The organism is Martelella alba, from assembly GCF_005217455.1.
In the GTDB taxonomy this organism is placed as follows: domain Bacteria; phylum Pseudomonadota; class Gammaproteobacteria; order Enterobacterales; family Enterobacteriaceae; genus Acerihabitans.
Map to the genome: position 1 here is coordinate 1 of NZ_SZPQ01000059.1, position 20,537 is coordinate 20,537.

Annotated in this window: 21 protein-coding genes and 3 pseudogenes; 8 read left to right on the forward strand and 16 right to left on the reverse strand. The window is 49.6% G+C overall.

What is annotated here, in order from left to right:
- From tnpA to FCN80_RS23630, 3 genes are all read left to right on the forward strand, one after another.
- On the forward strand, window positions 1-306 hold a 306-nt coding region (gene tnpA / locus FCN80_RS27035), incomplete at its 5' end, for an IS66 family insertion sequence element accessory protein TnpA (protein WP_230492896.1).
- Window positions 300-566, forward strand: coding sequence for an IS66 family insertion sequence element accessory protein TnpB (tnpB, locus tag FCN80_RS23625; protein WP_230492897.1), 267 nt, complete (start codon window positions 300-302; stop codon window positions 564-566). The genes tnpA and tnpB, both read left to right, overlap by 7 nt.
- 133 nt (window positions 567-699) lie before the next feature.
- On the forward strand, window positions 700-1,017 hold the full coding sequence (locus tag FCN80_RS23630) for a hypothetical protein (RefSeq protein ID WP_196239162.1): 318 nt from the start codon (window positions 700-702) through the stop codon (window positions 1,015-1,017).
- A 104-nt stretch (window positions 1,018-1,121) separates the two neighbouring features.
- Here the strand turns inward: FCN80_RS23630 and FCN80_RS23635 are convergent, their stop codons facing one another.
- The 7 genes from FCN80_RS23635 to FCN80_RS23665 all read right to left on the reverse strand — a co-directional run bounded on the left by FCN80_RS23635 (window position 1,122) and on the right by FCN80_RS23665 (window position 9,387).
- Window positions 1,122-2,471, reverse strand: coding sequence for a dihydroorotase (locus FCN80_RS23635; RefSeq protein ID WP_136992782.1), 1,350 nt, complete (start codon window positions 2,469-2,471; stop codon window positions 1,122-1,124).
- Entirely contained in the window at window positions 2,468-3,319 is an 852-nt protein-coding gene (locus tag FCN80_RS23640) for a M14 family metallopeptidase (protein ID WP_230492898.1), read from the reverse strand. Before FCN80_RS23640 ends, FCN80_RS23635 begins: the two co-directional genes overlap by 4 nt.
- On the reverse strand, window positions 3,312-5,264 hold the full coding sequence (gene thrS / locus FCN80_RS23645) for a threonine--tRNA ligase (protein WP_136992784.1): 1,953 nt from the start codon (window positions 5,262-5,264) through the stop codon (window positions 3,312-3,314). Before thrS ends, FCN80_RS23640 begins: the two co-directional genes overlap by 8 nt.
- 878 nt (window positions 5,265-6,142) lie before the next feature.
- The gene (locus FCN80_RS23650) at window positions 6,143-6,703 is read right to left on the reverse strand and encodes an LbetaH domain-containing protein (protein WP_136992785.1); all 561 of its coding nucleotides are present in this window, start codon (window positions 6,701-6,703) and stop codon (window positions 6,143-6,145) included.
- Window positions 6,693-7,622, reverse strand: a complete 930-nt coding sequence (folE2, locus tag FCN80_RS23655; RefSeq protein ID WP_230492899.1) for a GTP cyclohydrolase FolE2 — start codon at window positions 7,620-7,622, stop codon at window positions 6,693-6,695. The genes FCN80_RS23650 and folE2 overlap by 11 nt, the downstream gene beginning before the upstream one ends.
- A 73-nt stretch (window positions 7,623-7,695) precedes the next feature.
- Complete coding sequence (gene dksA, locus FCN80_RS23660) at window positions 7,696-8,118, reverse strand: RNA polymerase-binding protein DksA (protein ID WP_136992786.1); 423 nt, start codon at window positions 8,116-8,118, stop codon at window positions 7,696-7,698.
- A gap of 69 nt (window positions 8,119-8,187) precedes the next feature.
- Window positions 8,188-9,387, reverse strand: coding sequence for a CobW family GTP-binding protein (locus FCN80_RS23665; protein WP_136992787.1), 1,200 nt, complete (start codon window positions 9,385-9,387; stop codon window positions 8,188-8,190).
- A gap of 100 nt (window positions 9,388-9,487) precedes the next feature.
- On the opposite strand from FCN80_RS23665, the gene FCN80_RS23670 reads away from it, so the two are divergent.
- Entirely contained in the window at window positions 9,488-9,940 is a 453-nt protein-coding gene (locus FCN80_RS23670) for a Fur family transcriptional regulator (protein WP_136992788.1), read from the forward strand.
- Window positions 9,941-10,340: 400 nt separating this feature from the next.
- Here FCN80_RS23670 and FCN80_RS23675 read toward each other — a convergent pair.
- From FCN80_RS23675 to hisI, 3 genes and pseudogenes are all read right to left on the reverse strand, one after another.
- Window positions 10,341-10,898, reverse strand: a pseudogene (locus tag FCN80_RS23675) (IS66 family transposase); the annotation flags it as partial.
- Between the two features lie 337 nt (window positions 10,899-11,235).
- Window positions 11,236-12,459 carry a zinc metallochaperone GTPase ZigA gene (gene zigA, locus FCN80_RS23680; RefSeq protein WP_136992789.1) on the reverse strand — a complete coding sequence of 408 codons (1,224 nt, stop codon included), beginning with the start codon at window positions 12,457-12,459 and terminating at the stop codon, window positions 11,236-11,238.
- 22 nt (window positions 12,460-12,481) lie between these two features.
- On the reverse strand, window positions 12,482-12,901 hold the full coding sequence (gene hisI / locus FCN80_RS23685; protein ID WP_136992790.1) for a phosphoribosyl-AMP cyclohydrolase: 420 nt from the start codon (window positions 12,899-12,901) through the stop codon (window positions 12,482-12,484).
- A gap of 149 nt (window positions 12,902-13,050) precedes the next feature.
- Between hisI and FCN80_RS23690 the strand changes: the two genes are divergently transcribed.
- Together FCN80_RS23690 and FCN80_RS27680 are read left to right on the forward strand one after the other, a co-directional pair.
- Window positions 13,051-13,566: a Fur family transcriptional regulator gene (locus tag FCN80_RS23690; RefSeq protein ID WP_136992791.1), complete on the forward strand. Its 516-nt coding sequence runs from the start codon at window positions 13,051-13,053 to the stop codon at window positions 13,564-13,566.
- Between the two features lie 318 nt (window positions 13,567-13,884).
- Window positions 13,885-14,001, forward strand: a pseudogene (locus FCN80_RS27680) (transposase); the annotation flags it as partial.
- Between the two features lie 95 nt (window positions 14,002-14,096).
- Here FCN80_RS27680 and FCN80_RS23700 read toward each other — a convergent pair.
- Window positions 14,097-14,993 carry an oxidoreductase gene (locus tag FCN80_RS23700; RefSeq protein ID WP_136992792.1) on the reverse strand — a complete coding sequence of 299 codons (897 nt, stop codon included), beginning with the start codon at window positions 14,991-14,993 and terminating at the stop codon, window positions 14,097-14,099.
- Window positions 14,994-15,069: 76 nt separating this feature from the next.
- Between FCN80_RS23700 and FCN80_RS23705 the strand changes: the two genes are divergently transcribed.
- Window positions 15,070-15,954: a MurR/RpiR family transcriptional regulator gene (locus FCN80_RS23705; RefSeq protein WP_136992793.1), complete on the forward strand. Its 885-nt coding sequence runs from the start codon at window positions 15,070-15,072 to the stop codon at window positions 15,952-15,954.
- Entirely contained in the window at window positions 15,954-16,811 is an 858-nt protein-coding gene (locus FCN80_RS23710; RefSeq protein ID WP_136992798.1) for a DMT family transporter, read from the forward strand. Before FCN80_RS23705 ends, FCN80_RS23710 begins: the two co-directional genes overlap by 1 nt.
- A 228-nt stretch (window positions 16,812-17,039) precedes the next feature.
- Here FCN80_RS23710 and FCN80_RS27045 read toward each other — a convergent pair whose 3' ends face one another.
- From FCN80_RS27045 to FCN80_RS23735, 5 genes and pseudogenes are all read right to left on the reverse strand, one after another.
- A complete protein-coding gene (locus FCN80_RS27045) occupies window positions 17,040-17,711 on the reverse strand; it encodes a type II toxin-antitoxin system HipA family toxin (RefSeq protein ID WP_230492900.1) in 672 nt (223 codons plus the stop codon).
- Window positions 17,708-17,950: a hypothetical protein gene (locus FCN80_RS27050; RefSeq protein ID WP_230492901.1), complete on the reverse strand. Its 243-nt coding sequence runs from the start codon at window positions 17,948-17,950 to the stop codon at window positions 17,708-17,710. Before FCN80_RS27050 ends, FCN80_RS27045 begins: the two co-directional genes overlap by 4 nt.
- 643 nt (window positions 17,951-18,593) lie before the next feature.
- A pseudogene (locus FCN80_RS23725) lies at window positions 18,594-19,043 on the reverse strand (helix-turn-helix domain-containing protein); the annotation flags it as partial.
- 290 nt (window positions 19,044-19,333) lie between these two features.
- Complete coding sequence (locus tag FCN80_RS23730; RefSeq protein WP_170975509.1) at window positions 19,334-19,858, reverse strand: ATP-binding cassette domain-containing protein; 525 nt, start codon at window positions 19,856-19,858, stop codon at window positions 19,334-19,336.
- Between the two features lie 31 nt (window positions 19,859-19,889).
- Window positions 19,890-20,483, reverse strand: a complete 594-nt coding sequence (locus FCN80_RS23735) for a cysteine peptidase family C39 domain-containing protein (protein ID WP_170975510.1) — start codon at window positions 20,481-20,483, stop codon at window positions 19,890-19,892.
- Window positions 20,484-20,537: the final 54 nt, after the last annotated feature.

A 20,537-nucleotide genomic window follows, 5' to 3' on the forward strand; every position in this document is an offset into this window, starting at 1 on the left:
ACGCTTCCATCGGAAACGGTGATCTGGCAGCCTGAGTTCACAGACAAAACACTCTCCCGGAAAACCGGGGCGGTTCATTATTGTCAACAGCAGGGTATTACTCTCAGTAATTTTTATCATTGGCTGAAAAACGTCAATAATAATACCGATGCCGCGCCTGCCGCATCCCCGTTTATTCCGGCCCGGTGTATTTCCGTTGACGTTAATCGTTCCGAGAGGGTGACACTCAATCTCCCCAACGGCTGTTCGGTCAGTTGCCTTCCCACCCAACTGAGGAGCGTGATGCAGGCGTTATCACTGTGTTAACACCACAACATATTTGGCTGACGCGTGAGCCGGTGGATATGCGCCGTGGCATCGATGCGTTGACGCAATATATCACCGATAATTTGCACCAGCCCTGGCAGCAAGGCGCCGCCTTTGTGTTTTGCAACAAGTCGCATTCCCGGTTGAAAGTGTTGCGCTGGGACAGGCATGGCGTCTGGTTGTGTCTTCGTCGCCTTCACCAGGGCCATTTTATCTGGCCGAAACAGGGTGATATCGCCTGGGTGCTCTCGCCGGCGTAGTTCGACTGGCTGATGAAAGGTATCGACTGGAAACGCGTTGACGGCCTGGATTTAACGCAATGGAAATAAAGATAAAAGTGAATTAATATATTGATTTTAAATGATAATAATATCCTTTTTGATAAATCCATGCATGGATATCGACTCGTGGCTCTCCTCACAAAACCCCGATGACCTGCGCTCCCTGGCGCTAAAATTACTCGCGGACCCCCGACCTGCGGGCGTGACACGGTGTCTATCCTCGCTGCGTAAACCCTCACTGATTCAAACCTCGCATCAGTACTATATCAACCCCGAGTTTTATAAGGGGATGGCAGATACAGAAAAAACGCAGTCACATGATGAGGAATTACTGACCTTGTATAACGCAAGAGATATCCCGCGCTTTATGGAGAAGTGCGTGGAGCATAGTAAAACTCTCGCGGTGGCCGTGGAAACCAGTACCCAATGAGTCGGACACAGGGAAGCTCAGACAATATGCCGAAAGTCAGTGATCGACTGCGATGCGAAATAATGATCGATGGTGATGCGAATCGGTGATCGATTCAGATGCGATTATGCACGGCAGAATTCCAGAGGCAAACCATATTGCGGAGTGACGGTATGCCCATCCCAGATAACATGCCCATTGACCAAGGTCATAACGATTGCGCCCCCCGTCAGTGCCCGGCCTTCAAAGGGAGACCATGCACACTGGTAAGCCACATCCCTGCGATGAATCTGCTGGACGATGAGCGGGTCGATGACAACCAGGTCTGCCCAGTACCCTTCCCGGATATAACCGCGATCTGTTATTTGAAAACGATCGGCCACTGCGTGGCTGGTTTTTCTGACCACGATTTCCGGTGTAAAAATGCCCCTGCTGCTCATATCTAACAAGGCAGGAAGGGCATGCTGTACCAGTGGTAAACCGGAAGGTGCTGAAAAATAGCCACTCTGTTTCTCATCCAGCAAATGTGGGGCGTGATCTGTTGCGATGATATCAATGACGCCATTATTGACCGCTTTCCAGAGCGCTTGCTGGTGGTGTGCCGATTTCACCGATGGGTTGCATTTGAGCTTATAGCCCAGCGTTTCATAATCGGCCTGATGAAAAAACAGGTGATGGATACAGGCTTCCGCAGTGATGGTTTTCTGACGCAGAGCCGACAGAGTCGGAGCAGCATCAAAAAGGGCAAGTTCATCTGCAGTCGTAATATGCAAAACATGTAACCGGGTACGATGTTTTTTCGCCAGAGAAACAGCCTGGCGGGATGAAAGCAGACAGGCATCGACCGAACGAATAGCTGCATGTTCGGCGGGCGGAATTGCGTCGCCAAAGCGAGCACGCCAGATAGCCTCGTTGTGCTGAATTGTCGGAGTATGCTCACAATGAGTTGCCACCAGGCACGGCGCATTACGGAAGATACCTTCCAGGACCTGTTCATCGTCTACCAGCATATTGCCGGTAGAAGCGCCCATAAATACCTTCACGCCACAGGCCTGCGAAGGCGTAAGTGCCTTTAGTTCGTCAAGGTTATCGTTGGTGGCTCCGAAGTAGAAACTGAAATTTGCCAGAGAAGCTTGTGAAGCACGCCGGAATTTATCTCTCAGAGCCTGCCGTGTTGTGGTCGGCGGTACAACGTTGGGCATTTCCATAAAACTGGTAATGCCCCCCATGACCGCAGCCCTTGATTCACTGGCTATCGTGCCCTTATGTGTCAAACCAGGCTCTCGAAAATGAACTTGGTCGTCAATCATTCCCGGAATGACCCACTTACCCCTCACATCAATAACCTGCCACCCGGGTTGCGAGGTAATCTGTGAGGCTATTTTTTGGATCCGCCCCTTATCTATCAGAATGTCAACCTGGCGTCGAATATCCTCATTAATAATTAAAGTATTGATTAATAATAAGGTTTTCATGACATTCCGGCCCCGGTGCAATTACGCTCAAGTAGGGATGAGACAAAAGCATTGATGACAAAACAGTTTGCGGCTGTGCGTTCTCCGAACGGCCGCAGGCCCGGTGTTTCAGTACAGGCAGCCACATCCGCGCCCAGCGAGAATAACCACGATTCAAATGAACTATCCAAATGATTAAAGATGATACCTTCTTTACATTCAACGCCATCAATCTGCTCTCTCTCTGCAAGAGGGAAAAAATGACTGAGCGCATCATGCAACGCATCACTGAATGGCCCGGGACGGTAGCCACGCTCGAAGGAGTAAACGTAGGCCCGATCACGTAAAATGTCTTCATGGCAACAAAGTACGCCATGAGTGGAGGCATTTTTTAATAATTCTGCATGCCGGATAAGGCATTCCCCTTCTCGCGAGGGTCTTTCTGACGCATCGCCCGTGAATCCCCGGTTGGGATTTTCGCCCCATTTATTTAAACGTTGACCACGGGATAAGCCACTCAGATTGACTGCAGGCAGAAAGCTCACCGCAATATTGTCAAGAAGAGCGGGGGAACCCCGGCGCAAAAAGTTCAGCACACCCCAGCATCCTGCGGGCTCTTCCCCGTGAAACCCAGCCGCTATCAATATGTGCGGCACATCCGCATCCTGATTCGCGGACTGGTACAACAAAATGTTGCCTTCATCAGAATTGCCCAGAACAATTTCATAAAGCCCCCACCGTTTGACCTGCCCGGTGAACGCGGATCTGAAACAGGCTAAATCATTGCTCTGTGTATTATCTGCATGAACAGGCCAGACATGCTGGCCTTTTTCACGACGCTCTTGATCTGATCCGTTTTTATCAGTCAACCTCCACCTCCGGAGGACGGCAACAAAGCTCGATACTGTCTGCCGCTTCATCCAGCAACAACGTTCCCATGCATTTCCCTGTACGATCGCGCACAGTGACACGACCTTCGCTTTCCTCCGCATCACCTATGATAAGGAGGAACGGGATACGGGCTAACGTCTGCTCACGGATTTTATATCCAATTTTTTCATTACGCAGATCAGCTTCACATCGTAAGCCCTTCTGGCGAAGGATATTCATCACCTGCTGTGCATAAGTATGTTGTTTATCTGTGATGGTCATAACGACAGCCTGGACAGGCGAGAGCCAGGCAGGTAATTTTCCTGCATAATGTTCAAGTAAAATACCGGTGAAGCGTTCAAGCGAACCAAACAGTGCGCGGTGCAGCATCACGGGACGCCTCGTCACACCGTCCTCCGCAATATAACTGATATCAAAACGTTCGGGCAGGTTCATATCTACCTGTAGTGTCCCGCACTGCCAGTCACGCCCAATGGCATCACGGAGCACAAACTCAATTTTCGGACCGTAAAATGCCCCCTCTCCGGGGTTAACAGACCATTGCAGTCCCTGTGCTTCCAGGGAGGCTGAGAGTGCATTTTCCAGACGATCCCAGTCGGCATCACTGCCTATCCGTTTTTCTGGACGAGTAGACAGTTTTATGAGGATATTTTCAAAACCAAACTGCTTATAAATATCGAGCACCAGTTTGAGTATATTTATACATTCTGATTCAACCTGCTGCTGTGTACAAAAAATGTGGGCATCATCCTGGGTAAAATGGCGAACCCGCAACAATCCATGCAGTGAGCCGGAGGGCTCATATCGGTGTACTTTTCCAAACTCAGACTGGCGAACAGGCAAATCACGATAGCTTTTGATCCCATGTTTAAACAGGGACACAGCCCCTGGACAGTTCATGGGTTTGAGAGCGAAACTGCGGCCGTCTTCGGTCAGCGTAGTAAACATGTGGTCACGATAATTATCCCAGTGCCCTGATATTTCCCACAAACTCCGATCCATAACATCAGGGGTATTCACTTCGGCATAACCAGCCGCATCATGCCGCTTACGCATGTACGCAATCAGGGCCTGAAAGATCGTCCACCCTCGAGGATGCCAGAACACTGCGCCCGGCGCATTGTCCTGAAAGTGAAACAGATCCAGCTCACGTCCCAGTTTACGGTGATCGCGTTTCTCCGCTTCAGCGGTTCTTTCAAGCCAGTCGTTAAGCTGTTTCTTGCTGGCCCAGGCTGTACCGGAGATCCGCTGTAACTGCACATTTCCTGCATCCCCTTGCCAGTAAGCACCCGATACCTTAAGTAATCTGAAATATTTCAGAAAACGGGTATCCGGTACTACGGGGCCATCGATAATGTCCACGTAATCCTGGATGTGACAAATTTTTAACGTGTTATTTACCGGAAAATTTTCAACCTGCAGGGACTTAAAGTCCTCTCCGGCGCTCAGAAAATATTCTTTTGCCTGGTCTTGTGTTACCTGCTCTTTGAGCAAAGAAGGATTTTCGGCAATCAACTGAGCCATCCGCTCCTCAATCAGAGAGAGATCATCAGTCGTAAACGGAACGTCAGAAGCAAAATCATAGTGGAAACCGTTGTCCGTCATCTGACCGCCGACAAGACGCACCGTTGGATATAACTGTTTAACGGTCAGGCCCAGCAGCAGGAGACAACTGCGGCGTACTGGTATAAGAGCCTCTTCATCAAAGAGCGTAATGATATTGAGATGCCCACCTTGCTGAACAGTTTCGTCAAGATTTGCCGGTCTGTCGTCAATCTCAGCGTACACGGCATTCTTGGCGACAGAAGAACCTATTGACTCTGCAACGGTATGTAACGATGTCCCCTTGCTGACAATCCGTTGTGAACCATCAGGCAAAATAAAGAAGATCCCCTCGCTTTCTGATAAAAGCACTTCTGACATAGTATTATCCCGACCACATCCACAATAATGCAACACAGTTGCGTTAGAAGAGTATCCTAACGCAACCCCGTGGCGTAATCAATATGGCTTCGATGTGACTGAACCCGTTTTCTTGCCAGGTCCCTGAGGAGCAAGTGCAACAGGAAAAGTTGTTTTACGTGTCCGGGACGTCAGGCAATTGCCCCCTTACCTACGCCTTCGAAAGCATGAACCTCAATGGCGGCATCAGCTAAAAACGAATGCATTGTGCTTTTAATAAATTATGCGAGTGATTCAACCATCGTATCGCGCGGGAGTATGTCTGTGTCCCCTTTTTAAGGGTCATCGCTTCAAAATAGCCCTGTGTGCCCCGATAAGAAGACACAATCAGTCCCTGATGAGTATGCCCTTGCCCGGGGCGAGAGGTGCTCGACGGGAGAGATATCTTCCGTGACCATATAGCAGTTGTTCCATCTTTTTCCCAGTTGGTTTCCCAGTGTTGATTACGTTGTCCGTCGACATAAATATACATCGCTGACCGATGTCCGTGTGCGATTTGCTGGCAATTGCCACTGTGTTTTTTCAGCCCGTGCGAATATTGATAAAACTCACCGGTTATTGCTTCACGACGTAATTTAACTTTTATTCCTTTAATTTCAGTGGGCAACTCAGGCAGATGACGTCCACAATAAAACTGTCCCCCACCATTCTGGTTTCTGGATTAGGGATACTGCAATCGACTACGGTAAGATTATTAGCGAATAATTTCACTATTTATCCAGTTCAGGTTAAAAATAGTGCTTCTGATAAAAACATCAGTTGGGGCGTAGTGTACCAGGCATTTTAAAAAAATGCCTGCGTCTGTCTTACAGTTTCCAAAAAAGAGTCAGCCCAAAAACTCAAAATTCGTTACGTAATAACTGATATCCTTCGACTAATTTGACATTTGTGCTCGCAACTTCTTCTGAAAACTGCAGTGATGCCGGATCGACAGCACGATATTTTTTGAGGTCGGAATCCGGCCCCACCCGTTCCGTAGAGGGGATATAGGTTTTTTCTGGTAACGTGACACCATCCACTACTGCATTGTATCGTATAACACAGCCCGTCTGGATATGGCAGTTGAAAAGCACGCTGTTAAACCCAATAAATACACGTTCATCAACCTGGCAGGGACCGTGTACAATTGCCCGGTGTGCAATGGACGTGCCACTCCCTATCGTCACAGGCGCACCACTTTTGGAGTGAATGACAACCCCATCCTGAATATTAGAATGTGAGTGAATAATAATGGGCTCCATATCACCCTCTGCATTTAATTCATCCGCACGAATAACCGCATAGGGCCCGACATATACATAGTCATGAATGATGACGCGACCACAAATGACTGCGGTGGGGTCGATATAAGCTTTCGTTGAAACCTGCGGTGTATGACCTGATGGATTTTTACGTAACATTTCTGGTTCCTTTCCGGTAAATACGGGCAACAGCATTGTGTGCGTGTAAGCTTTCCTGATGCTCAACGTGAATTTCAAAGTCTTCACAGAACGGTGCGGCATGAAATGCCTTAGATAACCGGCGAGCAGCATCTTCACAGAACATAAGGTTTTGACCATTAGCAACAGCAAACGCCTGTTCATCACTCCGCTTTACCACGGTCTGAACCGCCGTTCCCAGCGCAATTTCGGCATAATCGATTACGTCGTGAACAGGGAACGAATCAGCATCCGGATGCAATAAAACGGTGACCCATGCCCAGCTCCGCTGACTGTGAGGGGTTGCTGGCATGCCTTTATTTGTTAACCACTCTGCGACCTCTTCAACAGGAAGTCTGTCGATACAGTTGCCGAAGTCATTCCTGAATTGTAAAGCCGCGACATGTCGACTCAGTGCCGCAGATGCCGGGCACGTGGACGAATAGGGGATCCCTGCTTTCAGTGTGACGGTAAGTCCCTTCTTTAATTCGGCTCGCAGATGGATCGGATAGGCTTTCCAGCCAAAATAATTTGAATTTAACGACTTTCTAGACAGTAACAGTTCTCCGGTAATAGTAATACTGGCCTCATCACTTCGCCCCCGATGTGATTTCAGGAATCCCTCTAAAACTGTACCGAGTAACACAGGTGTAATTTCATGCTGAGTCAGTTCATCGAGTAGCAGGTAAAGACGTGACATGTGGATACCTTTTTCCGCATCCATCGAACTCAGTAGGTTGATACCGGCATTGACCCTGGCTGAAACCGGTCTGCCCGCAATTTCCACCGGCAGATCGATTTGCTCCATCCCCACCCAGGACAGGGACTCCGCGTCAGCGTCGGCTTTTGTCGACTGAATATCCGGCAACATAGCCGGGCATAGGGTTTTTCTAACTGTCATTTCTGAATACGCCTGTCTGAATATTGGAGTTGACTTACTGCTGCAACACGCGCCTGAATCACGGACATAGGGGTTATTTTTTACGATACTGAACTTCAACCTTTTCTTCTTTGGTTTTGGCTTCAATGCTCAATTCTGCCGTTGGTCTCAGCAGCAGACGCTGCAGTCCAATGGGCTCTCCCGTTTCTCTGCAGAAGCCATATTCCCCTTTTTCCAGGCGTAACAGGGCTGCGTTGTATTTTGGTAACAGACGGCTTTCACGATCTATTTGCCTGAAAATCAGGCGCAGTTGTTCTTCACGGATAGCGATATCGCCTTCATCTCCCGTATCTGGTTGCTCCAGCAATTGCATTTTCATTTGTTCTATATGATCAAGTATCTCTCGCCTTTCATGCCGAATAAGGCGTCGGAAAAAATCCCGTTGCTCAGGATTCATATAATCACCGGCTGACATAGCCAGAATCTGCAGTTTTTCAGCGGTTGTTGGTTTAGTCATTGGGTTAAACCTGATATAAAATAATTGCTATGTTATAACATAACTATAATGGTGGCGCAAAATCCTGTATCAGGCCAGCCGGGAAACCTTCTGAGGCCATGGATCCGGGAAACTCGCTCCATTCTGCCACTCAGTAATTTCGTCATCCGTCAGAAAACAATGCTGCAAAGCGAGAAGAAAATCATCAATTTCACCGGCATCACCAATAACGGTCAACCGGCAGTGCCGATCGCCAAACCGCCCGGACGCTTTCACCACCTGTTGTCGTAATGCCGAACGTTCCTCCCGGGTCAATTTATTATCAGCGTGTTCCAGTACGCCTGCTTTCCAGTAGCTGATAAATTCCAGTGTGATACTCCCGGCAGCCTGATTCCAGAGCAGTGCAAGGTCGTCTCTTCCCGGTAGCCAGAAAAAACCTTTGCTGCGATAAACCCCCATGCCCATAAAACGATGGTAAGTTTCCCATAGCCGCTGGGGATGAAAGGGCCTGTCATCTTCCACGACACGCCATACAATTTTGTTATTTCCGGTGGGGGTATCTGTCTGCTCCCTCATGATGACCTCCTGCAGTTCATCAATGAGCAGCGCCACGCGGTGAAAATCATAATCCGGCATTGCAAGCAGTTCATCCAGTTGAAGATTGCCCCAGGGTACCGCTGTGACAGTGACGTATGGATTTAGCGGGTGGACGGCCTTTGCCACATCAGCAACAACATCAAATGGCAACCGATCATTTTTGGTGAGCAACAAGGCATTACAGAACATGATTTGTTCTGCCAGCAAATTTTCAACGCCCCTCTGACCATTGCGAAGATGCTCCTGAAAAAGCGGGATCAGATTTCTCCCCCCATTGTAGTCATCGTTGAGCATGACTGTATCGACAAGTGATAAAAATGCTTTCAGATATACCCGTCTGTGATCACGTAAATACTTAACCAGGGGGAGAGGATGGCTACTCCCGGATGTTTCAATAAAAATAAGCTTCGGCAGGCCATGCTCCAGCAGATGATTTAACGCGTTATGCAGCTTTTCGATACCGCTCTCACTGCTGATACTGTCTGCCGTGATGCTCACAAAATTGTTGTCTGCTGAATTGACAATCTCAGTGCTGGAAACCAATACCCCATCAACATCCAGTTCGCTCATATCGTTGACAATGACAGAGACTGACATTTGTTTTTTATGTGCCTGCACAAGCAGACTTTTAAGGAGCGTGGTCTTTCCCGCCCCCAGAAAACCATTGAGAATAATGACAGGGATGTTTTTCAAACTGATTCAGCTTATGCAAGATGATTTTTAACGCAATTGAGTTGCAATAGTAGCGAATTTTTGCCAGAATGCAAACCTAAGTATGGGAGGGAGGGCCAAGATGACAAAACCTTTGGCAAACGGTTATGACTGGAAACAAACGCTGCATTCATATGGTCTGCGCTCCACGCCGTCCACCATCGCTACGCTTCGATGTTTTGAAACCTCAACGCAGGCGTTGAGTCACGATGATCTCACCCGACAATTAGGCGAAACGGCTCCGGATCGGGTTACGCTCTACCGGATACTGGAGCGTCTGATGCAGGTAGGCATTGTGCAGCGATATACTGATTCAACAAGAATTCAGCGTTTTTCTCTAACGCAGCATACAGCTGTGGGGCTGTTTGAATGTGACAATTGTCACCATGTTATCCCCATTGAACAGGATGCAGAATTGAAAGCAGCTCTTGACATTGTCAAATCTCACCTTTCCGTACAGGGGATGACCGATCGGGAAATCACCCTTTCCAGCCACGGTATCTGTCCGGATTGTAACCGCAGTCTGCAAAAATAAATCCTGTCTTCTCCCCCCTGAAATTCAATAACATTATGTAACCGAACATACTGTCAGTTCCGCCATAAAGATCAATTGAGGTATCGTAACGTCGCGGGGAACTCACATTGACAGAACGGCTTTGAACACTTGCGGTGTAAGTTCGCGGGGAACTCGCATTGACAGAACGATTTTGGCTAATTTCGGCGAGTCGATCGTCTCAGGTTTCAGAACAGGTATTGTGTCAGGCGTTGTAGTACTGACCAGGCTGTTGCCGACAGGTGCCGAAGTACTGACTGCGGTAATCGCGAGATGTGATACAGGTACTGACTCTGGCTGAAGCCGCGTGGCGTATGGCTTTGCCGCGATCCCTGTGTCAGGCGCGCAACACCCGATGGCAGGTTTTCGGCGGTTCGGCCCGTTATTCGCTGAACCTGTATGCCGGGAACGGCAGTAACTCATCCAGCCGATCCTCCGGCCATGAGGGCAGACGTTTCAGCACATCCGTCAACCACGCATGCGGCTCCCGACCGTTCATTTTCGCGGTTTCCAGCAGACCCATGATTTGCGCGGCCCTTTCTCCGGCGGCCAGAGACCCCGCGAACAGCCAACTGGCGCGTCCCATCGCCACCGGCCTTATGGCCCGTTCGGCACGGTTATTCTCCATGGGAACCCTGCCATCCTCCAGGAAGCGAACCAGTGACGACCACGTTCTGGCCTTTAGCGGATAATTTATCGCTTTATACAGCGCAGACCCTTTCGGGCAGGCGTCCAGTTGCTCTGTCAGCCAGGCATGCAGTTTATCCAGCAGGGGTTTGATATACCGCCGTCGCCACCGGACCTTATTTTCCGGTGAGCGTGAGCGGATACGCTCCTCCAGGCTGAACATCCGGGCCAGCACTTTCAGAACGAACTCTGCCCGCGGGTCACCGCTGGCCTTATATGACTCCGCGAACCGTCTGCGGGCATGGCTCCAGCATAGTTGGCGCCAGTCGGCAAAACTAGTTGACGTCTAATAGTGGTGTTTTTTCTGGTCAAGAGTCCATCGTATTTTTAGCATTGTGTGCCCTCCACAGGAGTTGAAGGAATGCCAATAATGCTAATTGCCTGAAAATTTATGTGAAGATGAGTTCGCCGCAACGTTACCATCTTCTCGCAGTACTTGAAGATCCTAAAAACCTGGAGACCCGACGCTTTGTCTCGCTCTACGGCCAACCTCATCTTGACAGTATTAATGAGTGGTTAAAAAAGGCAAAATAAGAACTTTCGGAAGGATGACAGCATTTGATACCCGGCAAGTACCGGGTATCTTTCATTTAATTATCAAACCAGGGTTCAATTGGATCAGGGTAGTGACACCAGTTTTGCGGTCCCTCAGCCATCTCTTTATCCGTTAACAGCGCCGCATTCAGCCTGGAACGCAGCTCAGGCTCGTCCATATTCATCCCGATAAATACCAGTTCCTGTCGGGCATCACCAATACCCTCAAGCCAGTTCGACATGATAAATTTCAGGGATTCCTCGTCCTCCGGCCAGCGCTCTTTCGGAACACTCGCCCACCACATGCCCCCCAGTCCCTGTCTTGCCACACCTCCCGCCTGAGACCATGACCCCGCAAATTCAGGACGGCTTGCCAGCCAGAAGTAACCTTTGGATCTGACAACCCCCGTCAAGTCATTTTCCATCACCTGCCAGAAGCGGGTTGGATGGAAGGGACGACGGGCACGAAAAACAAAACTGGTGATCCCATATTCCTCAGTTTCCGGTGTATGCTCGCCACGCAGTTCTTTAAGCCATCCCGGTGCCTGGGCCGCTTTATCAAAATCGAATAATCCGGTATTCAGTACATCATCGAGAGGAACCTGACCAAACTGTGAAACAACAATTTTTGCGCGCGGATTCAGTGAGCGCAAAATAGCCATCAGCTGTGCTTTTTGCTCTACACTTATCAGGTCAACCTTATTAAGAATCAGTACATCACAGAATTCGATTTGGTCGATTAACAGGTCAACCACACTACGTTCATCGCCTTCACCCAGAGATTCTCCACGTGACTGAATACTGTCCCCCGAGCCATAATCATTCAGAAAATTGAAGGCATCAACAACGGTGACCATCGTATCAAGGCGAGCGACGGTTGAAAGGCTTTCTCCATCATCACCCGCAAAAGTAAATGTTTCAGCGACGGGCAGGGGCTCAGAGATACCAGTAGACTCAATAACAAGTTGATCAAACCGACCCTCTTTCGCCAGGCGATTAACTTCAAGCAGGAGATCTTCACGGAGTGTACAGCAGATACACCCATTACTCATTTCTACCAGTTTTTCATCGGTACGTGAAAGTTCAGCGCCCCCTTCTCTGACCAGAGCGGCGTCAATGTTCACTTCCGACATGTCATTGACGATCACGGCAACACGTCTGCCTTCACGATTGTTCAGGATGTGGTTGAGTAAGGTCGTTTTTCCAGCCCCCAGAAAACCTGATAATACAGTGACAGGTAGGCGATTATCCTTTGTTGAGGTTTCAATTATTTCTGACATCGTTGCACTTCTCCTCGAAATATTACTTTGCTAAAGCGGTACTATGTGGATTGTCGAGCACAACAATCTCTTTCCCACGGATAGCGTTGTAGAAACAACTAAGCCGCCCCGTGTGGCAGGCTCCTCCAGTCTGATCAACCAGCAGCAATAATGCGTCACCGTCACAGTCAAGTCGGATATCATGAATCTTCTGCCTGCATCCTGATGTAGCGCCTTTACGCCATAATGTTTGTCGTGACCTGGACCAGTAACACGCGAACCCCGTATCGATCGTTTCTTGCAGAGCCTGTCTGCTCATCCAGGCCAGCATCAGTACCTCCCCGGTGTTATATTGCTGGGCGACCGCTGCGATAAGTCCTGTCTTACTCCAGGGAATGGCCACCATGATTTCAGCTAAAGGAAAAGACTGCCCCGCATTGGCCTTTTCAAGTCTGTCAAACATTAGCACCTCACATTGTTTTTGTGTTATGTTATATCGTAACATAATCATGTTAGCCTTTCTATGCCAGTCTTGTAATGATTTAACACTGCCAGGGGTTACTAACAGGTGAGATGAGGGTTACGCCAGAATGACGGGAGAAAGTGAGTAAGATGGCTGGAAAAACAATGACAAGAGACTTTCTGCATGCCAATACCGGGGTTAGTATTTCTGAATCGGAACGTAGTATGCTGGATCAATTGGAGCCGATTCAAAGCGGTCAATGCTTTCGTTTTACACCTCTTCGGCAGCTTGTTTATCTTTTCGTTTACAGGGCAAAGAATCAAGGCATTAGTGCCTACCAGATACTGGATATGATGAAGCGTCATAACCCACAGGCACAGCCTGCGACCATCTATCGTTCTCTGGATTTTTTGCTACAAACCCGACTCATTATTAAAATTGAAAGTAAAAGCAAATTCATCGTCAGAGAACAAGGTATTAAAGAGGAAACGAGTATCTATCTGGTCTGTTCCGATTGCGGTTCTGTGAAAAAAATTTCTGACAGCACTTTTAAAGATATTTTAAACAAAATTACAAGCAAATCAGGATATATCATAAAAAACGATCACATTGAAATAAGTGTCATCTGCCCCGACTGCCAGTCTGGTTTAAATATTTCGCACTAAAAAAATATTTATCTTGCTGCTGCGTTCACACATTACAACTTAAACCACCCGCACAGTACGTTGGGTTATCACTCTCCGGGAAAAAAACGGCAACTGCGGGGGTAAGCGTCATCACAGTGCCGTCTGTTAGAATTTCCGGTGATTGACGATGATAGAGTCCTCTTATAAACGTTAATGGACTCTATCAATGTCAGATTCTCTTCGTTCCCGCAGGGTTCATGCGTCTTACTCCATGGATTTTAAACTGAATCTTGCCCCCTCTGGCAGGATAGTTGACACCCCAAACTGAAAATCTTTATGGGGGCGACGGAGTCTGTTTTGAAACGCTATTCACCGGAACGTAAAGCTGCAATTTTGGCCAAGTTACTTTCGCCTTACAACATGACCGTTGTCGCGCTTGCACAACAGGAAGGGATATCGGAAGCTACCCTGCATCATTAGCGATGAGCCTGTGCCGACGACACCGTTGAGCACTCCGGCACCGAGGGCAAGGAAGAAAAGAAGTAATAGCGCGATCATCGGCTTTAGGATCAACCCGGGCCGTCGCTTGCGGCCGCAAGAAGCGGCAGCAGGATGTCACTGATAGGCGTTGGAATGCCGTGAACCCGGCCGCGACGCGCAATGACGCCGTTGCGGATATCCCATTCGAGCGGTCGGCCAGCTTCTCGATCCGTGAGGATGGAGGTGCTCATGTCCGGGGGAGCCGCCTGGAACTTGTCGAGGATCTCCTGCGGCACTTCGTCGCCGAGTTCTGCGCCTTCTGCACGTGCCACGGACAGGCATTCCTGTAAATAAGTCAGCGTAAGCCCGGCGATGTCAGCGCGGCCGAACATGCCCGAGCGGCGGTGCGTGAGCGCCATGAGTCCAGCCACTGCGTTCTGCAATAGTTTGCGCCAAGCCAGAGAGCTGAAGTTCGCGGCCAGGTCTACGGAGCACCGCGTGCCTTGTAGCGCTTTGGCCACTAAGCGGGAAGCTGGCGTGTCTGGCAGGCTGAGGCGCGCGTCGCCGCGCAAGCGAACTGAGCCATCTGACTGCGCCTGTGCGGGAAACCACACGACAGCGGGAACGATCTGTCCGTACAGAGAGAACGTAGCGAGCCTATCCAACTGTTCGACTCCGTTCTGGAGCACGCATACAACCGTCTCCGGGCCGGTCAACGCCTTGAGCCATTCTGCTGCCGCGTCGATTTGTGTGGACTTGACTGCCAGAAAAACAAGATCAGCCGTGCGAGCGATTTGTGCCGTATTCGTCTGAATCGGACCGGGTACGGTGATAAAGCGGTCGCCATCTTGCAGGGTTAGGTGATCGCGGGGAGTACGTCCACACAGCAACGGTGTGCGGCCGACTTCGTGTAACGCCGCCGCGACTGTGGTGCCGATGGCGCCTGGACCCACAACGGCGACAACAGTATTGATTTCAGTAGTCATGAATGCGGACTCCTTGTAACAGAATTTACTTACGTGGTGGTTGTACCCTACACAACGGACATGTAATATATTACACATGAATAAAGAGAATGGTAATGGAATTTCAGAAGGCGAGCGACGGTTACAGCAATGGCTTGGCAGCGTTCACGCCCGAAGCGGCGACCTCGCGGCAAGCGAGGCGAAAGTTGTCGATCTCCTGCTTGTCGATCCTTTGTTTGTCGGTACAAGCACGACAGCACAGGTTGCCACCCGTGCTGGTGTATCACCGCCGACAGTAATACGCGCTGCGCGAGCGATCGGGTTTACCGGGTTCACTGAACTTAAGATAGAGATTGCCCGGGCTCGTGGTACTGCCCGGTTCTTTGCACCGCCTGAAGTTCTCACAGCGGATGCGACGCTGACATCGGTGCTGGAAACATCAATTCGTGCTGGCGTAGACGCACTGACTGCGCTTAGCGGTGCTATCGAAATCTCCGCCCTTGATGAGGCGGTCGATTTAATCCAGAGCGCACGCCAGGTATTTGCATTTGGTGCTGGTCCCTCTGCGACGGTTGCCGCTGATGCTGTCTTTCGTATGCGGACGGCGGGTGTGATAACCATCAGTATCCAGGATTATTTATCAGCGATGATTGCCGCTCGCCTACTCGGTCCAGGCGACGTCATCATCGTCGTCAGTTCAACAGGGCGCACATCATCCACACTCGCCATCGCTGATGCGGCATCCTCCGCCGGAGCATCGCTTATTGCAATAACTAACCAGTACGATACCCCGCTGGCGACACTCGCCAACGTTTCGCTCGTTGTCGGCGGAGTGCCACTACCGGCACAGATGGCCGCTGCGGGGAGTCGACTGGCCCAGCTCGTCGTTATTGATACGCTGGTCGCAGCTCTCATTCTGCGAGACAAAGAACAAGGCCGCCGGGCTGAACGGGCGGGTATTGATTTGCCGGATATGTCTTGATGCAGTTCAGCGCGGTGGCGATGATTCTTACAGCTGCGGTAGCTCATGCAGTATGGAATATAGCCTCAAAATACAAGAGGGAAGACACACTTGTGTTCGTCTGGGTCTACAGCTGTGCCTCAGCATTGCTGTGGGTGCCGATCAGCCTCATTCTGATAGTCGGGGGACAACAGGCGCTCGACTGGCGACTCGCAGTCGGCGCAGTTATCTCGTCTGCGCTTCATATCGCTTATTCTCTAATCTTGCAGGCTGGTTACGATCGCGCCGAACTTGGTGTTGTTTATCCGATTGCCCGGGGGAGCGGACCGATTCTGACAATACTGTTTGCAACCCTACTCATGGGTGAACGGCTTTCAGCAAGTTCCTTATTCGGCGCCCTTCTCGTTATCGCAGGTATTTTTATCGTTACCGGCAATCCGTTCAGCAGCGGAAGCCGACCACTACAAGGAATGCTATGGGGGGCAGCGACAGGCACCGCCATCGCTGGCTATACCCTCTGGGACGGTTATTCGGTAATCTCTCTGCACTTGAATCCCGTGAGCTACTACGCCAGCACACTCCTGCTACAGAGTCTGATTCTTACCCCTGGCGCGATGCGACGACGGTATCGGATTCCAACTGCTGTACGTGTGGATATCGTCCCAATCCTTATCATTGCCGTATGTTCTCCACTTGCCTACATCCTTGTACTGACAGCCATGCAGAGCATGCCACTGGCACTCGTCGCACCTCTTAGGGAAACATCCATTATTATCGGCTCTCTTCTGTCGTACTGGCTGTTTCGTGAAAATCATCTGGCACGCCGCATTGCCGGTACAGTGGTGGTGCTGTCCGGAATCGCAGTGATTAGCCTTTGATCGCGTCGTTGGATGCCCACATTATGTAATAACCCCCGTTTAAACAGCATTTTACCGGCAAACTCACTGCCGTTTTCGGCTTCAGCATCGGCGGCAACCGCCAGTTAAAGGCTTAGCCAACTGCATTAAATATTATAAACTGCGATGGATATCAGGATTTTAACCCTATAAACCCCTTCGTGGCCAAACTGGGGGCTTAATCCTAGGCCTCAAAATTTAGTCTAATAATTACAGGATAATAAAAGGCGTTGTGAGCCTTTCCCTAAGCCCCACCGTAGGGCTGACAGCAATCTTGCGCCACTGAGCCACGGCGGTATAAACATCCGCCAACACAGCCAAAGCGGCGGTCTGACTTAGGGCAAAATAGGAACTACGCGCCAGCAACATGCCCAGATCGGTTATCGGCCCATCCTCTTCGGACAACCATGTTTTGGATTCCCGCTCTTTGTCAGGAAAGGGGTTAAGGTCGAAAGCCGGCGCCAATCGCCAGAGGCCGTTTTGCACATGCAGGAAACCGTGATTTTGCAAATGATCGTCAACATTGGTGATCAGCAGGTTAAAAACCAATCTACGCCATAACTGTTGCAAATACACAGTCGGCGCAAGTCCGATTGATCGTATGGCATCGGCGATTTCGGTATAGCTGCGTTCTTCCTCCCGCGAAGCTTGGAGTACAGTAGCGGCTGATTGATAGGGAATACGGCCATCGGCGCCGTCGCGATCAAATCGGCGAATGATCGCAACCGGGATTCCCTCCAATTCAACAATACGCGCAGGGGCAGACTTAATGCCGGCCTGTTGTGCAAGGCATAGGGCAAGCACTTCAGCACGGGTCACACTTCGCGTGTCACCTACGCTCGGGAATTTTCCAAGCGCAAGGAAACCATCCTCATCTATCACCGTGCTTTTCGCCGCATGCCGCCCAGAGAGGTGCCTTTGCCCTGGAGATAGCGCAAATCCTGAAGACTTTCCCGCCCTTGCTCAACAGCGCGACTGGCTTGATAAATACGGTTCAATTCAGCCAGCGGCGGCGTATTACGTCGCCCCTCCTCCACGGTGCGATAATATCGTCCATCCAGGTCGCGCAGACGCAGGGCCCCTACCCGGCTGAAATCATCCACCGCGAGCAGATAATCCATTTCGGTCAGTGGTGCTATCCCGTGATTATCTTTTCGGCGTTTTGCATGATCGCGCGCGATAACCCGCCGACCCCAGGCGTCGGGGGCAGTATCGGCTATTGCGCTATGAAAGGCGGAATCCTGGGCTGACAGTGCCTTATGCGGCTGATATCCAGCGACCAGATGCAGATCAGCGGAAACATTGAATCGTTCCGGATGGGTGAGTCAATCATCACGATAGGCAAAAGCGGTATTCTCGCGCCGACCTTGTTTGACATAAACAAGAGTACCGATTGCAATACCTGCTTTGCCCAAACAGACTTGCATTTGCTAACGGATCGAGGTCAACGCTTTCATAACGCTCCCGAAGAGGATGATTTAGCGCGTATCCGTTTGGGGAGATTCTCATCCATCATTGTCAGGCCAATGTCATCACACGCCGTGTCCAAAATATCCGCCAAGACCTGTATCTCGCCGAACACATGCAAAGCCCGGGCGAAAAAGTGTATCGGTACCCGGACATCACCTTTTTCCATGCGCCGAAGGGTGGTCATTCTGGTGGTCTTAACAGGGCTGACTGTCTAATAGAGCTTATTTATTAGCTAGTTACTGGTTAAGGCGATCCCTGTCAGAGGAGCCAAGATTTTAAAAAAGCTCGCTTTGGGAGACTTGGCGCCGCCCTTCGCCACACCAGCCCGGCAGCGGGAAGCCAACGCCTCACCGTTGATGCATGTAAACAACAACCTGTTATCTCATTGAATTTAATTGCCAATAACTCTGTGCTCCAGCGTGAGCGCTAACAGCCGAAATCTTCCGGCGAGTGTTTAACAAGCTGACGCAACAGTGCGCAGATGTGCTCAAACGGCCAGCGTCGTGTAGGTCCTGGGGGCAATGATATTAGACCTTCCAGACCATAAAGCGTGAACCAATTAATCCAGCGCCCCAGCGATGAACGTGCGCAGCAGAGCGTCCTGGCGACATCACTGACATTGTCACCACGGTGGAGCATTAGCATGGCGGTGATCCTGCGGACGTGGTTCTTGTCGCGTGTTTTATGAATCGTTTTCTGCATCTCGTGCCGTTCAGCTCGGGGTATTGGTGCTATGATCGGCACCGCTCAGTCCGGTTGGTGGTTTGGATAATCCGCTGCATTGCCAGGTATCTATATGCCGCAGTCGCTCGGTGCAGGGATGTCTTTCTTCCATTAAAGATTTCATGTCAATTGAAATAGATGAAATAAGAATGTTTTAACAAAAATCATCACCAAGGCGAAATGCCTGGTCGTTTACTTTATCTCCGTCCAAGTATTTAATTGGAGGTTGAATACCCTGTCGGCATACTTAATCATCTCTGGCCGGTGAGCAACAAAAATCCGTGTTATTGATAAGCGACTAATCGAGAGAATTATTTTTTTTCATTTTCAACGTCGAGGTCACTAGTTGCCTCATCAAGCAGCAAGATATCCGGTTTTCGGTATAGGGCTCTAGCGATGGAAACTCGCTGAAGTTGCCCTCCTGATAGAGTGCCGCTGATATCACCGATCATTGAATCATAGCCCATTGGCATTGAGCGGATCTCTTCGTCAATCGCCGCATAGCTTGCACATTCTGCCATCCGCTTTACATCTGGGGAATCTGAAAAACTCGTGATATTATTTTGTAAAGTTCCGGCCAGTAACTTGTCATCTTGCATGACAAAAGCGATATGCTCTCTAATATCTCGTTTTCCGAGATTGCACATATTCATCCCATTAATGAAAATACTACCATCGGTGGGTTCATATAAACCAGCCAATATATGGAGAAAAGTTGACTTCCCGCAACCCGATGGCCCAATAATAGCTATACTTTCTTTAGGTCGCACATCGATGTTTATATCTTCAAATAAATAAGGTTCGGATTGAGAATGACGATACGACAGATTGCGCACTGTGATATACCCTTTTACTTGCAGCTGTGGCTTACTGACGCTTTTCGAAAAAGGGTAGGGTCAATCGGATGAGTCGATTGAAAAACATCTCAGCCCACTTTACACCAAGCGTACAACGAAGATTCATTAGTACCAAAGTTCGAACCACCGAAAATGCGGACTTCATCAGTAGCGCAAAGATGACTATTATCCCTACAAAAATTATTCCTTCAAGATCAGATGAACGAATTAGCGTATCGATAGTGAATTTTGTAGTAGCTGGCACTGCAATAGAAAGCAGTTCCACTAAAACAGAGAGTGCCAGGACGCCGTAAATGATGCGCAGTCCCCCCCTAATTCCGGAGAAAAGATCTGACACATTGACATTCATTTCAAGTGGTTTTTTGTCAAATGCTTCAGAGGGCCATGCTTCAATCATGATACCGGTGAATTTATCTGACAATTCGCGCAAAGAAATTTTTCGTCGACCCATACTGGGATCATGGATAATGACACCTCGATGTGTGATTTTAGCTAATACTACAAAATGATTAAATGACCAATGAAGAATAACTGGGCGACTTAGCGAACGGAGCTCGTTAAGTTCTATTCTCGACGCGCGATGATCTTGACCCGTTATATTCAGACAGCTTTTATCTCTAAGTTAGTGTTATCCGTCGGCTCCGGTATTCCCTCGGTG

Bases quoted from the DNA above. Each gene is read 5' to 3' on its own strand.
- FCN80_RS23635 (WP_136992782.1), bottom strand. From the start codon at position 2,471: ATGAAAACCTTATTATTAATCAATACTTTAATTATTAATGAGGATATT.
- hisI (WP_136992790.1), bottom strand. From the start codon at position 12,901: ATGTTTGACAGACTTGAAAAGGCCAATGCGGGGCAGTCTTTTCCTTTA.
- folE2 (WP_230492899.1), bottom strand. From the start codon at position 7,622: ATGACAGTTAGAAAAACCCTATGCCCGGCTATGTTGCCGGATATTCAG.
- FCN80_RS23650 (WP_136992785.1), bottom strand. From the start codon at position 6,703: ATGTTACGTAAAAATCCATCAGGTCATACACCGCAGGTTTCAACGAAA.
- dksA (WP_136992786.1), bottom strand. From the start codon at position 8,118: ATGACTAAACCAACAACCGCTGAAAAACTGCAGATTCTGGCTATGTCA.
- FCN80_RS23690 (WP_136992791.1), top strand. From the start codon at position 13,051: ATGGCTGGAAAAACAATGACAAGAGACTTTCTGCATGCCAATACCGGG.
- FCN80_RS23630 (WP_196239162.1), top strand. From the start codon at position 700: ATGGATATCGACTCGTGGCTCTCCTCACAAAACCCCGATGACCTGCGC.
- FCN80_RS23710 (WP_136992798.1), top strand. From the start codon at position 15,954: ATGCAGTTCAGCGCGGTGGCGATGATTCTTACAGCTGCGGTAGCTCAT.
- FCN80_RS27050 (WP_230492901.1), bottom strand. From the start codon at position 17,950: ATGGATTATCTGCTCGCGGTGGATGATTTCAGCCGGGTAGGGGCCCTG.
- FCN80_RS23670 (WP_136992788.1), top strand. From the start codon at position 9,488: ATGACAAAACCTTTGGCAAACGGTTATGACTGGAAACAAACGCTGCAT.
- thrS (WP_136992784.1), bottom strand. From the start codon at position 5,264: ATGTCAGAAGTGCTTTTATCAGAAAGCGAGGGGATCTTCTTTATTTTG.
- FCN80_RS23705 (WP_136992793.1), top strand. From the start codon at position 15,070: ATGAATAAAGAGAATGGTAATGGAATTTCAGAAGGCGAGCGACGGTTA.
- zigA (WP_136992789.1), bottom strand. From the start codon at position 12,459: ATGTCAGAAATAATTGAAACCTCAACAAAGGATAATCGCCTACCTGTC.
- FCN80_RS23700 (WP_136992792.1), bottom strand. From the start codon at position 14,993: ATGACTACTGAAATCAATACTGTTGTCGCCGTTGTGGGTCCAGGCGCC.